Annotated in this window: 17 protein-coding genes; 12 read left to right on the plus strand and 5 right to left on the minus strand. The window is 67.9% G+C overall.

Translation table 11 applies throughout. The annotated features are described in order from the left end of the window. Positions 1 to 90 precede the first annotated feature (90 nt). The 7 genes from hisB to AC3WLD_RS12210 all read left to right on the plus strand — a co-directional run bounded on the left by hisB (position 91) and on the right by AC3WLD_RS12210 (position 6,896). Positions 91 to 684 (plus strand): imidazoleglycerol-phosphate dehydratase HisB, encoded by a 594-nt coding sequence (hisB, locus tag AC3WLD_RS12180; RefSeq protein WP_492557228.1) that lies wholly within the window; start codon positions 91 to 93, stop codon positions 682 to 684. Between the two features lie 2 nt (positions 685 to 686). Further along, on the plus strand, positions 687 to 1,316 hold the full coding sequence (hisH, locus tag AC3WLD_RS12185; RefSeq protein ID WP_492557229.1) for an imidazole glycerol phosphate synthase subunit HisH: 630 nt from the start codon (positions 687 to 689) through the stop codon (positions 1,314 to 1,316). A 21-nt stretch (positions 1,317 to 1,337) separates the two neighbouring features. After that, complete coding sequence (locus AC3WLD_RS12190; protein WP_492557230.1) at positions 1,338 to 2,594, plus strand: MgtC/SapB family protein; 1,257 nt, start codon at positions 1,338 to 1,340, stop codon at positions 2,592 to 2,594. 89 nt (positions 2,595 to 2,683) lie between these two features. After that, a complete protein-coding gene (locus AC3WLD_RS12195) occupies positions 2,684 to 3,697 on the plus strand; it encodes an NADP-dependent oxidoreductase (protein WP_492557231.1) in 1,014 nt (337 codons plus the stop codon). Positions 3,698 to 3,760: 63 nt separating this feature from the next. Further along, positions 3,761 to 4,138 carry a c-type cytochrome gene (locus AC3WLD_RS12200; RefSeq protein ID WP_492557232.1) on the plus strand — a complete coding sequence of 126 codons (378 nt, stop codon included), beginning with the start codon at positions 3,761 to 3,763 and terminating at the stop codon, positions 4,136 to 4,138. 87 nt (positions 4,139 to 4,225) lie between these two features. Then, on the plus strand, positions 4,226 to 5,464 hold the full coding sequence (locus tag AC3WLD_RS12205) for a CaiB/BaiF CoA transferase family protein (RefSeq protein ID WP_492557233.1): 1,239 nt from the start codon (positions 4,226 to 4,228) through the stop codon (positions 5,462 to 5,464). A gap of 124 nt (positions 5,465 to 5,588) precedes the next feature. Beyond that, positions 5,589 to 6,896, plus strand: a complete 1,308-nt coding sequence (locus tag AC3WLD_RS12210; RefSeq protein WP_492557234.1) for a sugar MFS transporter — start codon at positions 5,589 to 5,591, stop codon at positions 6,894 to 6,896. Here AC3WLD_RS12210 and cofC read toward each other — a convergent pair. From cofC to cofH, 5 genes are read right to left on the minus strand one after another with little or no spacing between them, the layout of a single operon-like run. Continuing rightward, positions 6,861 to 7,442 (minus strand): 2-phospho-L-lactate guanylyltransferase, encoded by a 582-nt coding sequence (cofC, locus tag AC3WLD_RS12215; protein ID WP_492557235.1) that lies wholly within the window; start codon positions 7,440 to 7,442, stop codon positions 6,861 to 6,863. The two genes, AC3WLD_RS12210 and cofC, sit on opposite strands and share 36 nt — an antisense overlap. Further along, positions 7,439 to 8,380, minus strand: a complete 942-nt coding sequence (gene cofD, locus AC3WLD_RS12220) for a 2-phospho-L-lactate transferase (protein WP_492557236.1) — start codon at positions 8,378 to 8,380, stop codon at positions 7,439 to 7,441. Before cofD ends, cofC begins: the two co-directional genes overlap by 4 nt. Next, positions 8,377 to 9,135, minus strand: a complete 759-nt coding sequence (cofE, locus tag AC3WLD_RS12225; protein ID WP_492557237.1) for a coenzyme F420-0:L-glutamate ligase — start codon at positions 9,133 to 9,135, stop codon at positions 8,377 to 8,379. Before cofE ends, cofD begins: the two co-directional genes overlap by 4 nt. A gap of 9 nt (positions 9,136 to 9,144) precedes the next feature. Next, complete coding sequence (gene npdG, locus AC3WLD_RS12230; protein WP_492557238.1) at positions 9,145 to 9,819, minus strand: NADPH-dependent F420 reductase; 675 nt, start codon at positions 9,817 to 9,819, stop codon at positions 9,145 to 9,147. After that, positions 9,812 to 12,193, minus strand: a complete 2,382-nt coding sequence (gene cofH, locus AC3WLD_RS12235; protein ID WP_492557239.1) for a 5-amino-6-(D-ribitylamino)uracil--L-tyrosine 4-hydroxyphenyl transferase CofH — start codon at positions 12,191 to 12,193, stop codon at positions 9,812 to 9,814. Before cofH ends, npdG begins: the two co-directional genes overlap by 8 nt. 150 nt (positions 12,194 to 12,343) lie before the next feature. On the opposite strand from cofH, the gene AC3WLD_RS12240 reads away from it, so the two are divergent. The 5 genes from AC3WLD_RS12240 to AC3WLD_RS12260 are packed head-to-tail and all read left to right on the plus strand — an operon-like array spanning position 12,344 to position 19,022. Beyond that, complete coding sequence (locus AC3WLD_RS12240) at positions 12,344 to 13,390, plus strand: phosphotransferase family protein (protein ID WP_492557240.1); 1,047 nt, start codon at positions 12,344 to 12,346, stop codon at positions 13,388 to 13,390. Beyond that, positions 13,387 to 14,127: an SDR family NAD(P)-dependent oxidoreductase gene (locus tag AC3WLD_RS12245; RefSeq protein WP_492557241.1), complete on the plus strand. Its 741-nt coding sequence runs from the start codon at positions 13,387 to 13,389 to the stop codon at positions 14,125 to 14,127. The genes AC3WLD_RS12240 and AC3WLD_RS12245 overlap by 4 nt, the downstream gene beginning before the upstream one ends. 20 nt (positions 14,128 to 14,147) lie before the next feature. Then, positions 14,148 to 15,383, plus strand: a complete 1,236-nt coding sequence (locus AC3WLD_RS12250) for an acyl-CoA dehydrogenase family protein (protein WP_492557242.1) — start codon at positions 14,148 to 14,150, stop codon at positions 15,381 to 15,383. After that, positions 15,383 to 16,918: an AMP-binding protein gene (locus tag AC3WLD_RS12255; RefSeq protein ID WP_492557243.1), complete on the plus strand. Its 1,536-nt coding sequence runs from the start codon at positions 15,383 to 15,385 to the stop codon at positions 16,916 to 16,918. The genes AC3WLD_RS12250 and AC3WLD_RS12255 overlap by 1 nt, the downstream gene beginning before the upstream one ends. A 31-nt stretch (positions 16,919 to 16,949) precedes the next feature. Continuing rightward, on the plus strand, positions 16,950 to 19,022 hold the full coding sequence (locus tag AC3WLD_RS12260; protein WP_492557244.1) for a PQQ-dependent dehydrogenase, methanol/ethanol family: 2,073 nt from the start codon (positions 16,950 to 16,952) through the stop codon (positions 19,020 to 19,022). The last annotated feature ends 90 nt before the right edge of the window (positions 19,023 to 19,112 follow it).

A 19,112-nucleotide genomic window follows, 5' to 3' on the forward strand; every position in this document is an offset into this window, starting at 1 on the left:
CCCGGCGAGGGCGGTGGTCAAGGGCGGATCGGCGGTCCGAGCGCGCGGCGGGCGATTGATTCCACGGCGCATCGGCCTATAGGCGGGGCCATGCGCATGGGACGGATCGCTCGCAAGACCGCGGAAACCGACATCGAGGTGTCGGTCAACCTCGACGGGACCGGGACCTACCAGGTCTCGACGGGAATTGGCTTTCTCGATCACATGATCGAGCAGTTTTCCCGTCATTCGCTGATTGACGTCACCTGCAAGGTCGTCGGCGACCTCCATGTCGACCAGCACCACACCACCGAAGACAGCGCGATCGCGCTGGGCCAGGCGATCTCGCAGGCGCTCGGCGACAAGCGCGGGATCACCCGCTACGGCACCGCCTATTCGCCGATGGACGAGGCGCTGGCCCGGGTCTCGCTCGATATCTCGGGCCGTCCGGTGCTGATCTGGAAGGTCGGCTTCACCCAGCCCCGGCTGGGCGAAATGGATACCGAGCTGTTCGAGCACTGGTTCCAGTCGGTCAGCCAGGCAGCGGGCATCACCCTCCACATCGAGTGCCTCTATGGCCAGAACAACCACCATGTGATCGAGGGCGTGTACAAGGGCTTTGCCCGGGCGATGCGCGACGCCGTGACCATCGATCCGCGCAAAGCCGATGCGATTCCGTCGACCAAGGGACAACTCGGCGGCTGACCATGGCGGAGACGCTGGCCCTGATCGACTACGGCGCGGGCAACCTGCATTCGGTCGCGAACGCGCTGGCCGCCGCGGGTGCGACCGGCGTGGCGGTGACCGCCGACCCCAACGTGGTCCGCGCGGCCGACCGGATCGTCCTCCCGGGCGTCGGTGCGTTCCGCCACTGTGCCGAGGCGCTGCGGAGCATTCCCGGGCTGGTCGAGGCGATGGAAGAGCGCGTGATGGTCGGTGAAGCGCCGTTCCTGGGGATCTGCGTGGGCATGCAGCTGCTGGCCGACCGCGGTGTCGAACACGGCGTCACCCCCGGCCTCGGCTGGATCGGCGGCGAAGTGCGGCTGATCGAACGGACCGATCCTGCAATCAAGGTCCCCCACATGGGGTGGAACGACGTCGCCCCCACGCCGCACGCCGATGGCGCGAGCCTGATCGAGCCGGGCGAGGCCTATTTCCTTCACTCGTACTATTTCGCCGCCGACGAAGGCCGCCATGTCGCAGCGATGACCGACCACGGCGGCGGAATCGTCGCGGCGGTGGCGCGCGACAACATCCTCGGCGTGCAGTTCCATCCGGAAAAGAGCCAGGCCTATGGCCTTGCGCTGCTCGAGCGGTTCCTGGCGTGGGCGCCATGAGCGTCCGGCCGTGATGGGTAGGTGACCACTCCGCTCCCCGACCTCGCTCACCCTCTCCCCGCTTTGCTGGCGGCGGTCGGGGCGGGCCTGCTGATCGGGCTGGAGCGGGGCTGGACCCAGCGTGCGCAGGCCGACGGGACCCGCGTCGCGGGCTTCCGCACTTTCGGACTGCTGGGGCTGGTCGGTGGCATCGGCGGGCTTCTGCCGGACCTGGTCGGCGGGGTGCTGGCGCTGGGCGGCGTGCTGGTGCTGGCCGCCGGCTACCTGCTGACCGCGACCCGCAATGCGGTTTCGGCGACGACGGCGATTGCCGGCATCCTGACGATTGCCATCGGTGTCGCGGCAGTCCGGATCTCGCCGACCGTCGCGCTGGCCTGCGCGGGCGCAACGTTCTTCCTGCTCTCGTCACGCCAGTCGCTCCACCGCTTGCTCAAGGGGCTGACCGAGGCCGAGATCGAAGGCGTCGCGCGGTTCCTGGTGGTCGCGCTGGTAATCCTGCCGCTGCTCCCCGACGGCGAATTCGGACCCTACGGCGCATGGAACCCGCGCAAGATCTGGATGGTGGTGGTGCTGGTCGCGGCGCTGTCCTTTGCCGGGTACGTCGCCGCGCGGCGGTTCGGCAGCGAGCGCGGGATCCTGGCGGTGGCGTTCACCGGGGCGATTGTCTCTTCAACCGCCGTGACCGCCGAATACGCCAGAAGACTGGCGAAGGAGCCCGAAGCCAAGGGGCCGCTCACCGCGGGCATCGCCATCGCCTCGATCGTGATGTTCGTGCGGGTCCAGGTCCTCACCTTCATGCTCGCCCCTCGCGCACTGCCCACACTGGCGTTGGCGATGGCCCCGGCGACACTGGTCGCGGCGCTGCTGGCGTTCGTCATGTGGCGGCGGCAGCGCGGGGAGAAAGGCCCGCCGGTGAAGCTCGGCAACCCGTTCGACTTCGGGCCGGCGCTGTTGCTCGCCGGATCGGTCGCTGTGCTATCGCTGATCGCGCGCTGGGCGCTTGACCGTTTCGGGGGCGGGGGCATCGCAGTGGTGCTCGGCCTGACCGGGCTCATGGATGTCGATGCCGCCGTGATTACGCTCTCGGGCCTGCCGCGCGCGATGGTCGCGGATGCGCTCGCCGGGGTCGTGCTGGCGGTGCCGGTGCTGGCAAACACGGCGATCAAGGGCGGCATCGCGGTCGTGTTCGGTGGCCGGCATGGTCTGGCGGCCTCGCTTCCCCTGTTCGCGTCCCTCCTCGCCTCGACGGTCGGACTGGCGCTCTGGTACTGGTCCTGAAAAGTGACCTCTAGTGCAATAATGGGCTGGCGCTCGGGCCCGCGCTGACGTATCCCCGTGAAACAACAGAGGTTTCGGGAGAATCGCGAGTGCTGTCGCGTGAGGTCCAGCTTGTCCGCCGCCCGCAGGGCCCCCCCGTCGCCGAGGATTTCCGCGTTGTCGAACGGGATGTGCCCCCTCCGGGTGAGGGTCAGGTGTTGGTGCGCAACCGCTGGATGGCAGTCGATCCGGCGATGCGCGGACGGATGGACGACGCCAAGAGCTATGTCCCGCCGTTTGCGCTCGACGCCGCGATGGAGGGGCCGGCCATCGGCGAGGTGGTAGCGAGCGATGATCCCGCCTTCGCGCCCGGCGACATGGTGTTCTCTCGCCTCGGCTGGCGCGAGGCGTTTGTAGCTCCGGGTTCCGCCCTGCAGAAGCGGGACTGCACGCACCTTCCGCCGCAAGCCTGGCTGGGATTTGCCGGGATGACCGGGCTGACAGCCTACGCCGGGCTGTTTCGCATCGGCCAACTCAAGCCGGGCGATACCGTGTTCGTCTCCGCTGCGACCGGCGGTGTCGGCTCGCTCGTCTGCCAGATGGCGAAGGTGAAGGGGCACAAGGTCATCGGCTCCGCAGGCGGGGCCGAGAAAGCGGCGTTCCTGCGCGACCGGCTCGGGCTCGACGGGGTGATCGACTACAAGGCGGAAGCCAATCTGACGAAGGCCCTGGCGCGCGAGGTCAAGGCGATCGGTGCTGACGGGATCGACCTCTATTTCGACAACGTCGGCGGAGACCACCTCCACGCGGCCATCGCGCTCGCCAAGCCGTTTGCCCGGATGGCGATCTGCGGGATGATTTCGCAGTACAATTCGGCAGGACACGTCACCCCGCCGCGCAACCTCACGCTGGTCATGGGCAAGCGGCTGCGGCTCGAAGGGTTTATCGCGTTCGATCACCACGACCTCGACCAGCACCTCGTCGCGGACATGATCGCCTGGCACCGCGCCGGACTGCTTGACCCGGTGGAGACGGTTTTCGAAGGGATCGAGTGCTCGCTCGACGCCTTTAATGCCCTGTTCGACGGGTCGAGCATGGGCCGTACGCTGGTCCGCCTCGGGTGACGGGCGCATTCATGCGCCGCTCATGAAAGCTGCATTAGAGTGCAAGAAAATCTGGAGAGTTCGATGAAGGCCCTTGTCCCCGCTATCGTGATCGCCGCGCTTGCCGCCGGGACCGCTGCCTATGCCGGCCCGGCCGGAGCGGGCGACGCCAACCGCGGGCGCACGGTCTTCGCGCGGTGTGCGGCCTGCCATGACGCAAGCACCGGGGCGAACAAGTCGGGACCGTCGCTGAAAGGGATTGTGGGCCGACGCGCCGCTTCGGCGGCTGGCTACAACTTCTCTACCGGTCTCAAGACAAAAGGCGGCACATGGACCCGCGCCTCGCTGGATGCCTACATTGCCGGCCCCGCGCGCTATGCGCCGGGTACGCGGATGGTGGTTTCGGTAACCGACCCGCAGCAGCGCGCCGACCTGGTCGCCTACCTCGCGACGCTTCGGTGAATTCTGCTCTCGAGTGCAAAAAGATCGCTTGAATCATGCGGTTTCTCCCCTTAGCGCCGCCACAGGGCAACGCGCGAGAGGGCAGGAATGACGCAGCAGCAGCCGAAGCGGGCGCTTGACGGGATCAAGGTTCTCGACCTCTCGAGGGTCCTCGCCGGACCTTGGTCGACCCAGATCCTTGCCGACTTCGGGGCCGATGTGTTCAAGGTCGAGCTGCCGGGCAAGGGCGACGACACCCGCGGCTGGGGTCCGCCGTTCCTGACCCTGCCAGACGGCAGCGACGACCCGCAGGAAAGCGCCTATTACCTCTGCTGCAACCGCAACAAGCGCTCTGCCGCCATCGACCTCGCCAACCCCGAGGGCGCGGCGCTGATCCGGCGGCTCGCCGCCGAGGCGGACATCATGGTCGAGAATTTCAAGGTTGGCGGCCTCGTCAAGTACGGCCTCGATTACGAGAGCATCCGCGCGATAAACCCGCGCATCGTTTATTGCTCGGTCACCGGATTCGGTCAGACCGGGCCTTATGCCGATCGACCGGGCTACGACTTCGTCGCGCAAGGCATGGGCGGGTTCATGTCTATCACCGGGGAAGAAGACGGTGGCCCCTTGCGCGCCGGGGTGGCGATGGCGGACCTCTCGACGGGCATGTACGCGACTGTCTCGATCCTCGCCGCACTTCGCCATGCCGAACGGACGGGAGAGGGACAGCACGTCGACGTGTCGCTGCTCGATACCCAGATCGCGATGCTCGCAAATCAGGCGTCGAATTGGCTGGTCGGCGGAGTCAACCCCGGCCGGCTCGGCAACCGCCATCCCACCGTCGTCCCTTACAAGACCTTCGAGGTCGCCGACGGCTCGATCATCATCGCGATCGGCAACGACGGCCAGTTCCGCACATTCTGCCGGGAGATGGGCCGCCCCGAGCTGGCCGCGGACCCGCGCTTTGCCACCGGGCGCCAGCGCCTGATCAACCGGGTCGAGATCGAAGGCATCGTCCAGGACATCGTCCGCAATTTGGACGGTCCGGCGCTGATCGAGCGGCTGGTCGCGGTCAACGTGCCCGCGGGACCGGTCAACACGATCAAGGAAATCTTCTCGGACCCGTTCATCGAAGCCCGAGGCACGGTCCATCGCTTCGTGCGCGAGGACGGGGTGGAGATTCCGACTGTGGCCTTCCCCGGCAAGTTCTCGGCAACGCCCCCCGATTTCCGGCACCAGCCTCCCAAGGTCGGCGAGCATACCCGGGCGCTTCTTGGAGATTGGCTCGCGCTGTCCGATGACGAATTTGCTGCTCTGGAAAACGCAGGGGCAGTCGCGCAGGGCTAGCGCATTCGAATTCTTTGTGTGAACGCTCACATTTCGGAATGCACGGGGTTGACGCCGTGTGACGGCGAACCGTAACCCGGTCGCCGGCGACGGCAGAAGACCGGACGCGATTGGGAGCCGCACCATGTCCATTTCCGCCGAACCGACCGCGCAGACTCCGCGGGGACAGCAGGTGGATGCACCGCAGCTGCAGGTCTTCGTGATGGGCCTGTTCTTCATCTTCGGCGGCATCACCAGTCTCAACGACGTGATCATCCCGAAGCTGAAAGAGCTTTTTACGCTGAACTACACCCAGGCCATGCTGGTGCAGTTCTGCTTCTTCACGGCCTATGCGCTGATCGGGATTCCGGGGGCGCGGCTCGTCAAGCGGATCGGTTACATGCGCGGTGCGGTGGCAGGGCTGCTGACGATGATGGCGGGGTGCCTGCTATTCATCCCGGCAAGCCAGTCTGCGACCTACTGGGTCTTTCTCCTGGCGCTGTTCGTGCTGGCGAGCGGGGTAGTGGTGGTCCAGGTCGTCGCCAACCCGCTGATCTCGCTGCTCGGCAAGGCAGAGACCGCGCACAGCCGCCTGACCTTTGCGCAGGCGTTCAATTCGCTGGGGACGACCGTCTTTCCCTATTTCGGGGCGATCCTGATCCTTGGCACGCTTGCGACGGTGTCGGCGGACCAGCTCTCCGGTGCCGAACTCGATGCCTACCGCACGGCGGAAAGCCAGGCGATCGTCCACGGCTACCTTGGGCTGGCGATCGCGTTGGCCGTGGTCGCAGGGGCGGTGTGGCTGTTCCGCGACGCCCTCAAAGGCGAGAGCCACGAGGCGAGCGGCGGTCTTGCCGGACTCGACCTGCTGAAGCGTCCGCGGTTCGGCTTCGGGGCGCTGTGTATCTTCCTCTACGTTGGCGCGGAGGTGTCGATCGGTTCCCTGATCGTCAATTACCTGAAGCAGACGCACGTCATGGGCCTGGAGGAGCAGGCCGCGGGCAAGCTGATCGCACTTTACTGGGGCGGGGCGATGGTTGGCAGGTTCATCGGCTCGCTGGTGCTGCGTTTCGTCAGCCCCGGGAAGGTGCTTGCGGCGGTGGCGATCGCCGCGATCCTCCTGCTCTTTGTCTCGACGCATACGACGGGCACCCTGTCGGGCTACAGCTTGCTGGCGATCGGGCTTGCCAATGCGATCATGTTCCCGACGATCTTCAGCCTCGCCTGCGAAAAGCTGGGGCCACGCGCGGCGGACGGTTCGGGCATCATCAACGTCGCGATCTTCGGCGGCGCGGTGGTCCCGCTGCTGACAGGCATGGTTGCCGATACCACCGGCAGTCTTGCGCTGGCGCTGATCCTTCCGGCGCTGTGCTACGCCGTGATCGCGGGGTTCGGCTGGTATGCCCGGCGACCGGCCCTAGGCGGCGCTGAGGAGGGCGAGGTCTTCCGGTAAATCGAGGTCCGCGGCAAGGCTGCTGCGGCGAAACAGCCTGAAGCCAAGGCCCCGCACCGCCGCGGCGTCCTCATGGCGCCGCCGGCTGTCCTCGCCGAACGCATAAGCCAGCAACCGGGGACGTGCGAGCAGCAGGGCGTTGGTGCCGATTCCCGGACAGTCGCTGGCAAGGACGACGTCAGCCTCTGCCAGTTCGCCCATCATCGCGGCGAGGTCATCCCGGTCCAGCAGCGGAAGATCCGCGCTGAGCGCAAGCAGCGGTCGATCCGTTGGCGCGGATCCGGCAGCCTGCTCAAGCGCCGGGTTGAGGCCCACCGCAGTCTCGCGAATCGCATGGCAGCCTCGCGCAGCGGCCAGAGCCAGCAGCACCGGGCTGCGGCTGACGACGTGGACATTGGCCGGACTCACGGTCGCGGCAGCCACATCGAGGACGTGCAGGAACATCCGCTCGACCAGGGCACTGCGCTCGTTCCGGCAAAGCGCACCAGCGAGCCGGGTCTTGCCCTCGAAGGGCGGCCGTACCGGGATGACGATGCTGCAATTCATGCGGCGCTCCGCAAACCGGCGGCGAGTGCGAGACACTCGCGCGCGAGCCGTTGCTGGCCGGCATCGTCGCGCATCAGGGTGTCGCTGGCAACTATGCGGATGTCGTCGACGACGGTCCCGGCGGCGGGATCGTTCTCGTCGCACAGGATCGCGTCGACCAATCCCGAGTATGGCCGAGCAAGCGCCGCTGCTCCCGGTTCGATGCCGAGCTCGCGCATGATCTTGGCGGCGGGGCCCTTCACCGCCTCCCCGCCGATGAAAGGAGAGACGGCCACGCACGGCGCGGCGCTTGCCCGCAGCGCCTCGGCGATGCCCGGAACCGCAAGTATCGGCCCGATCGACAGCACCGGGTTCGAGGGGCAGATGATCACGGCCTCGAGAGCCGGATCGGAGAGCGCGTCGAGCAGCGCAGGCGAGGGCCTTGCCGCCTCCGCGCCGTCGAAACGGATTTTCCGGAACACCGGCTCGCAGCGGCGGCGGACGAAGTAGTCCTGGAACGGCAGCGGCCCTTCGTCGGTCTCGACGATCGAGCGGACCGGATCGTCGGTAACCGGAACGATCCGCTGCGTGATCCCACAGGCGCGGGCAATGTCGGTGGTGATCGCGCTCAGGCTCTCGCCCCGGCGCAGGCGGTCGGTGCGCAGGACGTGCTTGGCAAGGTCGCGGTCGCCGAGCGCAAACCAGTCCGGTCCGCCCAGTTCGCGCAAGGTCGCCATGAACGACCACGTTTCGTCCTTCACCCCCCACCCGCGAACCGCGTCGTTGAACCCGGCGAGGGTGTATGTGACCGTGTCGATGTCCGGGCAGATGGTCAGGCCGAGGTGCTCGAAATCGTCGCCGACGTTGACCGCGACTAGCAGGTCACCGGGCGCCAGGACTTGTGCCAGGCCGTTGGCCAGCCGCGCCCCGCCGACCCCGCCTGCCAGCGCGACGATCACCGGAACAGGTCCATCGCGGCGGGCCGCACGATGTCGCGCGCGCTGCTGCCGTCCGCTTCGAAGGAGAGCCCGCGGACGATAGCCACCGGCGTGCCCTCGTCCGCCTGCCCCATGGTCAGCGAAGCGGCGGCGGCGATTTCGTCGGCCAGCCCGAGTTCGCTCGATTCCAGCTTTCGCCCGGTCAGGTCGGGCTTTCCGCGCAGATCCAGCACCGCTGGCAGGCCGGCCACGCCGATCGCAGTGCCGGTCGTGCCCATCCGCCAGGCGCGGCCGAGGCTGTCGATGACGAGAACGGCGACGGATCGTCCGGTTGCCGCCATCAGCCGGTCCCGCAGCGTCGCGGCGCTGGCGTCGGGGTCTTCGGGCAGGAGCAGTGCGTGCCCTTCGCCGACGTTCGACTGGTCGATCCCGGCATTGGCGAGGACCAGGCCATGGCGGTTGCGGACGATGACGAGATTGGGACGGGTGCGGACGACCTCGACCGCCTCGGCAAGGATCAGGTGGACGAGCGCCGGGTCCTTGCCGGTCTCGGCGGCGAGCGACAGGGCTTCCGGTGAGGGAACGACGTTCGCCAGCGCGACCGCCCGCCCTTCGGCCTTGGACACGATCTTCTGCGCCAGCACGATGACGTCGCCATCCGCAAGCGCCATGGCGCTCGCCTCCACCGCACGCAGCACGAGCGCGCAGAGGTCGTCGCCCTGCTTCACCGCCGGAACCCCCGCCAGCGCGGTGACCGAGATGCTGCGCGCTTGCACCGGTGGACCTTACTCCGTGCGCGGGATGCCGGTGAGGCGGATGCCCGAGCCGGGGACCTTGTAGCGGCGGTTGAGCGCGATGAGGACGCTGGTTAGGCCTTCGGCGACCACGGAGTTGCACAAGGGGCCGGCGTTCCACGCGGTTAGGCCGATCTCCTGCGCCAGTTCGACGACTTCCTCGGCCGCGGCGGGATCGTCGGCGCAGACCAGCACGTCGCACTCGACGTCCTCGTCGAGCTTGGTGAGGTGGTGCGCGGAGATGTTCTGGAAGGCCGAGACGACGCGGACGCCATCGCCGAGCAGGGTCTGCACCGCCTCAACCGCGCTGCCGCCGTTCGGCAGCTGGACGCGGCTGACCTTGGGCGGGACCAGCGGCACGGTGACGTCGATCAGGATCTTGCCCTGAAGGTGCGCCGAGACCTCCTGAACCGTCGTCTGCTGCGCCGCGAACGGCACCGAAAGCACGACGATGTCGGCCGCGGCGGCGGCGTCCGGATTGGCGAGCCCGCGCACGTCGGCGCTTGCGCCCAGCGTCTCGCGCATTGTCGCCGCGCCTTCCTCCGCGCGCTCGGCAGTGCGGCTGCCGAGGATCACCGGGTGGCCGGCATGGGCCCAGCGCAGGGCAAGCCCGCCGCCTTCCTTGCCGGTGCCGCCAAGCACGGCGATGGTCTTTTTGTCAGGCATCCAGCAGGGTCCTTTCGCGTCCGCGCTTCGGCGGGGTCAGTATCACGGGTTCGAGCGGCGCGGCTTGCCGCCCGCGCTGGCGGATGCGCTCGTCGACCCCGCCGTAAAGCGTGGTGCGCTGGACGGGCACGCGGCCCGCGTCGCGGATCAGCGCCTCCATGTCGTGCGGCGGCAGTTCCTGCCCGTGCGCAGCCCCGGCGGCACGGCTGATGCTCTCGTCCATCAGGGTGCCGCCAAGATCGTTGACCCCTCCCGCGAGCAAGGCCGTGACGCCTTCCGCTCCGAGCTTGACCCAGCTTGCCTGGATCGAGGTCAGCACCGGGTGGAGGGCGAGCCGGGCGATCGCATGCATCAGCCGTACCTCGCGGAAGGTCGGCCCGCGGCGGCACTCGCCCTTGAGGCCCATCGGCGATTCCATCGGCACGAACGGCAGCGGCACGAACTCGGTGAACCCGCCGGTACGCGCCTGGAGGTTACGGATGGCAAGGAGATGCCGGGCCCAGTGACGGGGTGTGTCGACATGGCCGAACATGATCGTCGCGGTGGTCCTGAGGCCGACGTTGTGCGCGGCTTCTATGGTCTCCAGCCACTCGGCCGTATTGAGCTTGTCCGGGCAGATCACGGCCCGCACCTCGTCGTCGAGGATCTCCGCCGCCGTACCCGGCAGCGAACCGAGGCCGGCCTCCTTCAGCCGCGTGAGGTAGTCCTCGAGCCCGAGGCCGAGCGTGCTCGCGCCGTGGCGCACCTCGAGCGGGGAGAAGGCGTGGATGTGCAAGGCGGGCTCGGCCGCCTTCACCGCGCGGAGCAGCGCGAGATAGGTATCGCCGGTGTAGGAGGGATGGATGCCGCCCTGCATGCACACCTCGGTCCCGCCGCGCGCGACCGCCTCGCGGGCGCGGCGTTGCACTTCGCCGAGGTCGAGGTCATAGGGTACGCCGCGCAAGGAGTCCGCGCCGCGCCCTTTCGAGAACGCGCAGAAGCTGCACTTGTGAGCGCAGATGTTGGTGTAGTTGATGTTGCGGTTGACGACGAAGCTGACCGTGTCTCCGCTCACCGCGCGGCGCAGGGCATCGGCGCCGGCGCAGACATGCTCGACATCGGGACCGCGCGCCGCGAACAGCATCACGATCTCTTCCTCCGACAGCCCTTCGCCTTCCACCGCCTTGTCGACGAGGCGAGTGATCTCCGGGGACGGCGCACCGCTGGCCGGCACCGGTTGCTTCGGCAGCGGCCGGCCCGGCGACCAGGCGTCCATCCGCGCCATGCCTTCGGCGTCCGAAAGCGCGAGCAGCGCCTTGCGCGGGGTCTCGTCCTGCCACGGCGCGGCAAGATAGCGCGGATAGGCCGGGAGTCGTGCCACCAGCCGGCGTCCTGCCGCCTCGGTCGCGGCGCGCAGGGTGCCCAGCGCAGGCCACGGCCGCTCCGGGTTCACGTGATCGGGGGTGACCGGGCTGACCCCGCCCCAGTCATTGATCCCGGCGTCGAGTAGCCGCGGGAACGAGGCGTCGGCAAGGTTGGGCGGAGCCTGCAGCGAGATGTCTGCTGGCAGGACCAGCCGCGCCGCGGCGATGGTCCATAGCAGCTCATCCAGCGATGGCTCCTCCGCCTCCGCCATCGGCGTGCGCGGCTTGGCGCGGAAGTTCTGGACGATGACCTCGGCGACGTGGCCATGGCGCAGGTGGCTGTCGCGGATCGCCTCGAGCGCCGCGAGCCGCTCCTCGCGGGTCTCGCCGATGCCGACGAGGATCCCGGTGGTGAACGGCACCTTGAGTTCGCCCGCCATCTCCAGCGCGGCCAGCCGCACCGCGGGGTCCTTGTCGGGCGATCGCCAATGCGGGCCGCCCTTGGTCGAGAGCCGCTCGGAGGTGGTCTCGAGCATCAGCCCTTGCGAGCCAGAAACCGATTTCAGCCGCAGCATCTCCCCGGCGGTGACGATCCCGGCGTTGACGTGGGGGACGAGACCGGTCTCTTCCAGCACCAGCCGGCACATCGCCTCGAGGTAGTCGATGGTGGTCGCATGCCCCAACGCCGCCAGCTCGCGCCGCGCCTGGGCGAAGCGCAGCTCCGGCTTGTCCCCCAGCGTGAACAGCGCCTCGCTGCACCCCGCCGCAGCGCCCTCGCGCGCCACGGCGAGGACCTCGTCCGGCGTCATGTAGGCGCGCCTGCCCGGCTGCGGCCGCGAGAAGGTGCAGTAGTGACACAGATCGCGGCACAGCTGCGTCAGCGGGATGAAGACCTTGGGCGAAAAAGTCTGGTTCAGGCCGAACGACGCATCGCGAATCGCCCGGGCAGAAGAAAGAATCTTCGCAAGGGACTGGTCTGCAATCCCCGTCGAGGCGTGTTCAAAGCTCACCCGATCCGCTCCACAAACCATTGTCTTACAACAAGCTAATCGTCAGTTCCGCGCCTTCGCGGACGTCCCTGCGGCCTATCGACAACTCGGCAAAAATTGCATTGCAATGCAGAAACGTCAAGGGCATTACCGCGAACGTCGGACCGGCAAAAGCTGCCAGGACAGGAGCGCATGGGCGAGGATCAGATCGTGCCGGGGGTGGACTTCGCGGCGCTTGCGCGATGGATGGACGCAGCCGGGTTGCCGCGCGGCGAGTTCGGCAACGTCACACTTTTGGCCGGCGGAACCCAGAACGTACTGACCCGGTTCGAGCGGGGCGGACGCAGCTTTGTCCTGCGCCGCCCGCCGTTGCACCTGCGGGGCAACAGCAACGAAACGATGCGGCGCGAGGCACGCCTGCTCGGCGCTCTTGCGGGCAGCGCGGTGCCGCATCCCGGGCTGATTGCGTCCTGTCCGACGGAAGACGTGCTCGGCGCAGCGTTTTACCTGATGGAGCCGATCGAGGGCTTCAACGCGACGTCTGGGATGCCGGGTTCGCATGCCACGCAGGAAGCGCAGCACGCGATGGGCCTGTCAATGGTCGAGGGGCTGGCCGCGCTCCATGCGCTCGATCCGTTCGCCATCGGGCTGCAGGGCTTCGGCAAGGTCGAGGGCTTCCTCGAACGCCAGGTCGGGCGCTGGATGTCCCAGCTCGATTCCTACGCCGAGATGCCCGGCTGGGAAGGGCCGGCGGCGCTGGGCGATGTCGCTGCGGTTGCCCGGTGGCTCGACGCGAACCGCCCGGCCGGGTTCGTCCCCGGAATCATCCACGGCGACTTCCATCTTGCCAACGTCATGTTCCGCCATGACGCGCCGGCACTCGCGGCGATCATCGACTGGGAGCTTGCGACGCTCGGCGATCCGCTGATCGACCTTGGCTGGCTGCTGGCGACCTGGCCGGACGGGCCGGACTGCATATTCACCTCGGTCAAACCGTGGATCGGGTTTCCCGAGCCCCGCGAACTGGTCGCGCATTATGCCGCTCGCTCGGCACGATCGCTGGAGGCGCTCGACTGGTACGGGGTCTTCGCCTGCTACAAGCTTGGCATCCTCCTCGAAGGATCCAACGCGCGGGCGGCGGCGGGCAAGGCGCCCCGCGAGATCGGAGACAAGCTGCATACGCGCGCGGTCTGGCTGATGGACCGTGCGCGGCAGTGGATGGCGAAGGGGGTCCTGTGAGTTCGGAACTGGATTTCAGCGGCAAGCGCGTGCTGGTCGTGGGCGGGTCGAGCGGGATCGGCAACGGCATCGCGCAAGGGTTCCGCGCAAAGGGCGCGGCGGTCCATGTCTGGGGCACCCGGGCCAGCGCTGCGGATTACGCGGCGGACGAGGGATCGGACCTTGCCGGGCTCGGCTACACGCAGGTCGACGTGTCCGATGCGGCGGCGATCGAGGCGGCGCCCGCACCGTTTGCCGACGGGCTCGACGTGTTGGTCCATTCGCAGGGCATGGTCCTCTACCGGCGGCAGGAGTTCGCACGCGAGGGGTTCGACAAGGTCCTCGCCGTCAACCTGTCGAGCGTGATGCAGATCTCGCAGCGGTTCCAGGGCGATCTTGCCGTGGCCAAGGGCAGCGTCGTCGTGCTGAGCTCGATCGGCGCGTTCAAGGCGACGCTCGGTAACCCGGCCTATGCTGCGTCGAAGGCGGCGGCGGTGCAGCTGGTGCGCACGCTCGCACTTGCCTGGGCGGGCGAGGGCGTCCGGGTCAACGGGATCGCGCCGAGCCTCGTCGATACCAAGATGACCAAGGTGACCATGGACCACGCCGAGCGCCGCGCCGGCGCGCTCGCCAAGATCCCCCTCGGCCGGTTCGGGACCGTCGAGGACATGGCGAATGTCGCCCTGTTCCTCGCTTCGCCGCTGGCCGGCTTCATTGTCGGCCAGACACTGGTGGTCGACGGCGGTGTCACGCTCTGACTTTTCGGAAGGAATACACGATGGACTTCCAGTACAGCCCCAAAGTGCAGGACCTGCGTGAACGGGTCGATGCGTTCATGCAGGAGCATGTCTACCCGATCGAGCAGGAGCGCGACCATTTCCTGCACGATCCCGCCCACCGCTGGCAGCCGTGGCCTGGGACCGAGGCAATCAAGGCCAGGGCGAAAGAGCAGGGTCTGTGGAACCTGTTCCTGCCGCACGAGTATGGCGAGTTCTCGCCCGGCCTGACCAACCTCGAATACGCGCCTCTGGCCGAGCTAATGGGCCGCGTGATGGGGGCATCCGAGTACTTCAACTGTGCCGCGCCCGATACCGGCAACATGGAAATCCTCGCCAAGTTCGGCACACCCGAACAGCAGGCGCGCTGGCTGAAGCCGCTGCTCGCCGGAGAAATCCGCTCGGCCTACGTCATGACCGAACCGGGCGTCGCCAGCTCCGATGCGACCAACATCGAGACGACGATCGAGGCTGATGGCGACGACTACGTCATCAACGGCCGAAAGTGGTGGATTTCGAGCGCGATGGACCCGCGTTGCAGGGTGTATATCCTGCTGGGCAAGACCGCCAACGCCGACAAGCCGCGCCACCAGCAGCACAGCCAGGTGATCATCCCCGCGGACACCCCCGGCATCGAGATCATCCGTCCGCTCCACGTGCTCGACGCGCTGCATTCGCCGGGCGGACACTGCGAGATCCAGTTCACCAATGTCCGCGTGCCCAGGGCGAACATCCTGCTCGGCGAGGGCCGCGGGTTCGAGATCGCGCAGGGCCGGCTCGGGCCGGGTCGCATCCACCACTGCATGCGCCTGATCGGGATGGCGCAGCGCGCGCTCGAACTGATGTGCAAGCGCGCCGAAGAACGTGTCGCGTTCGGCAAGAAGCTGTCGGACCAGTCTTCGATCCGCCAGGACATCGCGAAGTCATTCTGCGAGATCGAGCAGGCGCGGCTGCTGACGCTGAAGGCCGCCGATGCCATGGACCGGGTCGGCAACAAGGCCGCCAAGGACCTGATCGCGGCGATCAAGATCGTCGCCCCGCAGATGGCCCAGACCGTCGCCGACCGGGCAATGCAGGTCCACGGCGCGATCGGCTTCAGCCGCGACTTCCCGCTCGCCACGATCTTCGGCACCGCACGCTACCTGCGCATGGCCGATGGCCCCGACGAGGTCCACATGAGCCAGCTCGGCAAGCTCAAGGTCGGCGAATACGCCGCCGCAATGAACAAGGCTGTGTGATGTCCCAGACCCTGCAATCGGTCGCCTCCGACCAGCGCGATGCACTCGCGCTGGTCGACGAGCGGGTGGCGTACAGCTGGAACCAGCTGGACCCGGTCCTCAATCGCGCCGCCAACGCCATGGGCGCGGCGGTGGACGCCGCCCGCCGTGTGGCCGTGTTCGCGCCCAACAGCGCCGAGACGGTGATCGCCTATGTCGCGGGTCTGGAAGCAGGGGTCTCGACCGTTCCGGTGAGCTACCACCTGACCGCGGGGGAGCTTGAATACATCCTGTCGGACTCGGGCGCATCGGTGCTGCTTGTCGGGCCCGAGACGGTCGAGATCGCGCTTGAGGCTGCGCGGGCAGTAGGGCTGACGCAGGTCGTCGGCTGGCGCTGCGAGCCCCGCGCAGGCCTGACCGGCTGGGGCGACTGGCTCGCCGCCGCATCCGATGCCGAGCCGGACAGCAGCGCCAAGCCGTTGCCGCACCTCCACTATACCTCGGGCACGACCGGTCGCCCGAAGGCCACGCAGACCCCGCCGCAGTATTTTCCTGAAGCTGCGACCGTCGCGGAACTGGCGGAAATCCTCCGGCCGAAGCGCACGCCTTCTCCGGGGATCGTCGTCGGCCCGCTTTACCACACCGGTCCCCTCGGCATGGCGCGAAACCTCTTTGCCGGGACCGCGCTGGTGGTCATGGGCCACTTCGATGCGGAAAAGGCGCTCGAACTGATCGAGCGGCACAAAGTCGCGGGCTCGGTCATGGTCCCGACTCACTTCCAGCGCTTCCTCGCGCTGCCGGACGCGGTGAAGGCGAAATACGACGTCTCCTCGATGCAGCGGCTCGCCCACACCGGCGCGGCCTGCCCGCGCGAGGTGAAGAAGGCGATGATCGACTGGTTCGGTCCGGTGCTGGTCGAAGCCTATGGCGGTACGGAGGCGGGATCGACCACCTTCATCACGTCGCCCGAATGGCTCGAGCGGCCCGGCTCGGTCGGCAGGGCGCTGCCGCCTTACACCACCGAGATCTACGGCGAAGATGGGGCTAAGCTGGGGCCGAACCAGGAAGGCCAGGTCTACTTCCGCGACGCGACCGGGCGCGGCATCGTCTATGAGGGTGATCCCGACAAGACCGCCGCCGCGCACATCGCACCGGGCGTGTTCACCCTCGGCGAGGTCGGCTATGTCGACGAGGAGGGCTACCTGTTCATCACCGACCGGGTGTCCGACATGATCGTCTCGGGCGGGGTCAACATCTACCCGGCCGAAGCCGAGCAGGTCCTGATCCGCCACCCGGAGGTCGCCGACGTCGCCGTGCTCGGCGCGCCGAATGCGGAGATGGGCGAGGAGGCCAAGGCGCTGGTCATTGCGCGCGATCCCGCCAATCCGCCGAGCGCCGACGAACTCAACCGCTTCTGCCGGGAATCGCTTGCCGGGTTCAAGTGCCCGCGCAGCTACGATTTCGTCGACGACATCGGCCGCACGGTCATGGGCAAGGTCAACAAGAAGCAATTGCGCGCACGATACTGGCCGGGCGAGCGGACGATCGGCGGATAGTCGGCGAAATCGAGGGGCGAGGAGAACCGGAATGAAGCGTCTGCGCATATCGCTTGCGGCGTCCGCCGCCCTCGCGCTCGCCGCCTGCAATCATGGCGCGGTCGACCATCCCGACAACTGGGCCGACTACGACGGGCCGGGCGCGCTCCACCACAGCGCGCTGGACGAGATCAACCAGCAGAACGTTTCGCGTCTCGGCCTCGCCTGGCACTACGACATCGACGTCGGCGGATCGAGCCTCACCGCGCCGGTGGCAGTCGACGGCGTCCTCTATTTCGCTGCAGGTGCCAGCATCGTCCACGCGCTCGACGGCGCGACCGGCAAGCTGCTGTGGACCTACGATTCGAAGGCGCGCGAGAAGGCGGGCGAAAAGTTGCGCGGTGCCTGGGGCAGCCGCGGCATCGCCTATGCGAACGGGCGGGTGTTCACCGGGACGCTCGACGGCCGGCTGATCGCGCTCGACGCAAGGACCGGCAAGCTGGACTGGGAGGTCCAGACCACCGAGGGGCCCGACGACGGCCGTTACATCTCCGGCGCGCCGTGGGTTTACAAGGACAAGGTCGTGATCGGCCACGGCGGCGCGGACTACAAGGCGGTGCGGGGCTACGTCACCGCCTATGACCAGTCCTCCGGCAAGCAGGACTGGCGGTTCTACACGGTCCCCGGCGATCCCGCGAAGGGCTTCGAGAACAAGGCCATGGAGATGGCTGCGAAGACCTGGAAGGGCGAATGGTGGAAGTACGGCGGCGGGGCCACGGTATGGAACGCCATGGCCTATGACCCTGAGCTCAACCGGCTCTACATCGGCACCGGCAACGGAGCGCCATGGAACCAGAAGATCCGCTCGCCCGGCGGCGGGGACAACCTGTTCGTCTGTTCGATCATCGCGCTCGACGCGGACACCGGCGAATACATCTGGCATTACCAGACAAACCCGGGCGAAACCTGGGACTTCAACTCCGACATGGATATCGAGCTCGCCGATCTAGAGGTGAACGGCGAGAAGACCCCGGTGATCATGCACGCGCCGAAGAACGGGTTCTTCTATGTGCTCGACCGGCGGACCGGCAAGCTGATCTCGGCGAAGAACTACGTTCCGGTGACCTGGGCCAAGGGGATCGACCAGAAGACTGGCCGGCCGATCGAGAATCCCGAGGCGCGCTTCCCCGGCGGCAAGGCGGAGATCGTCTACCCCTCGCCGTTCGGGGCGCACAATATCGAGGCGATGAGCTTCAACCCGGGTACGGGGCTCGTCTACATCCCGGCGATGGACCAGGGGCGGGTCTATGTCGATCCGCCCGGGAATCTCGCCGACTGGAAGTTTTCGACCGGCCAGCGGATCAGCAACGGCATCGGTACGCCGCCGCCCGACCTCAAGCCGCGCACGCCGACCTCGTTCCTGATCGCCTGGGACCCGGTCAAGCAGCGCGAGGCATGGCGGGTGCCGATGCAGGGGCCGCGCGGCGGGGGCGGCACGATGAGCACCGGTGGCGGCCTGCTGTTCCAGGGGCGCGGCGCGGGCCAGTTCACCGCGCTCGCGGCGGATACCGGCAGGCAGTTGTGGAGCTTCGACGCGCAGACCGGGGTCATGGCCCAGCCGATCACCTACCGGGTCAAGGGCAAGCAGTACGTCGCGGTCATCGCCGGGTCGCGCTTTCCGACGGCGCAGGGCTATGGGCCCGAATGGGGTTACCGCGAGCGCGGCTGGCGCGTGCTGGTGTTCGCGCTCGACGGCAAGGACAAGCTGCCCGCGCCGCCGCCGGTCGACCGCTCGTTCCCCGATGACCGCGCGTTCCGCTTCGACGCCGCGCTGGCGAAGGAAGGGGCGCTGCCCTACGCCGAACGCTGCGCGACCTGCCACGGTGCCAACGCCATGTCGGGCGGCACCGCGCCGGACCTCATCCGCTCGCCGGTCGCACTCGACGACGCCTCGTTCGAACAGGTGGTGCGCGGCGGTGTTCTCGTTTCGCGGGGGATGCCGGCGTTTGGCGAACTGACCGACCGCGAGTTGCTCTCGATCCAGAACTACCTGCGCCAGCGCGCGCGGGAGGTCCAGGCCGCGGGTGCGCCAGTGCAGGCAGAGCGCGACGAGCGGGGGCAGTAGGGTTTCAGCAAGCCGGCGTCCCCGCGACGGCGGGGACTTCATGCGGTTGACGGTCCGCTTGGACGACGGAGGCCCCCGCCTTCGCGGGGG

Source organism: Novosphingobium sp. FW305-C-111, assembly GCF_058783565.1.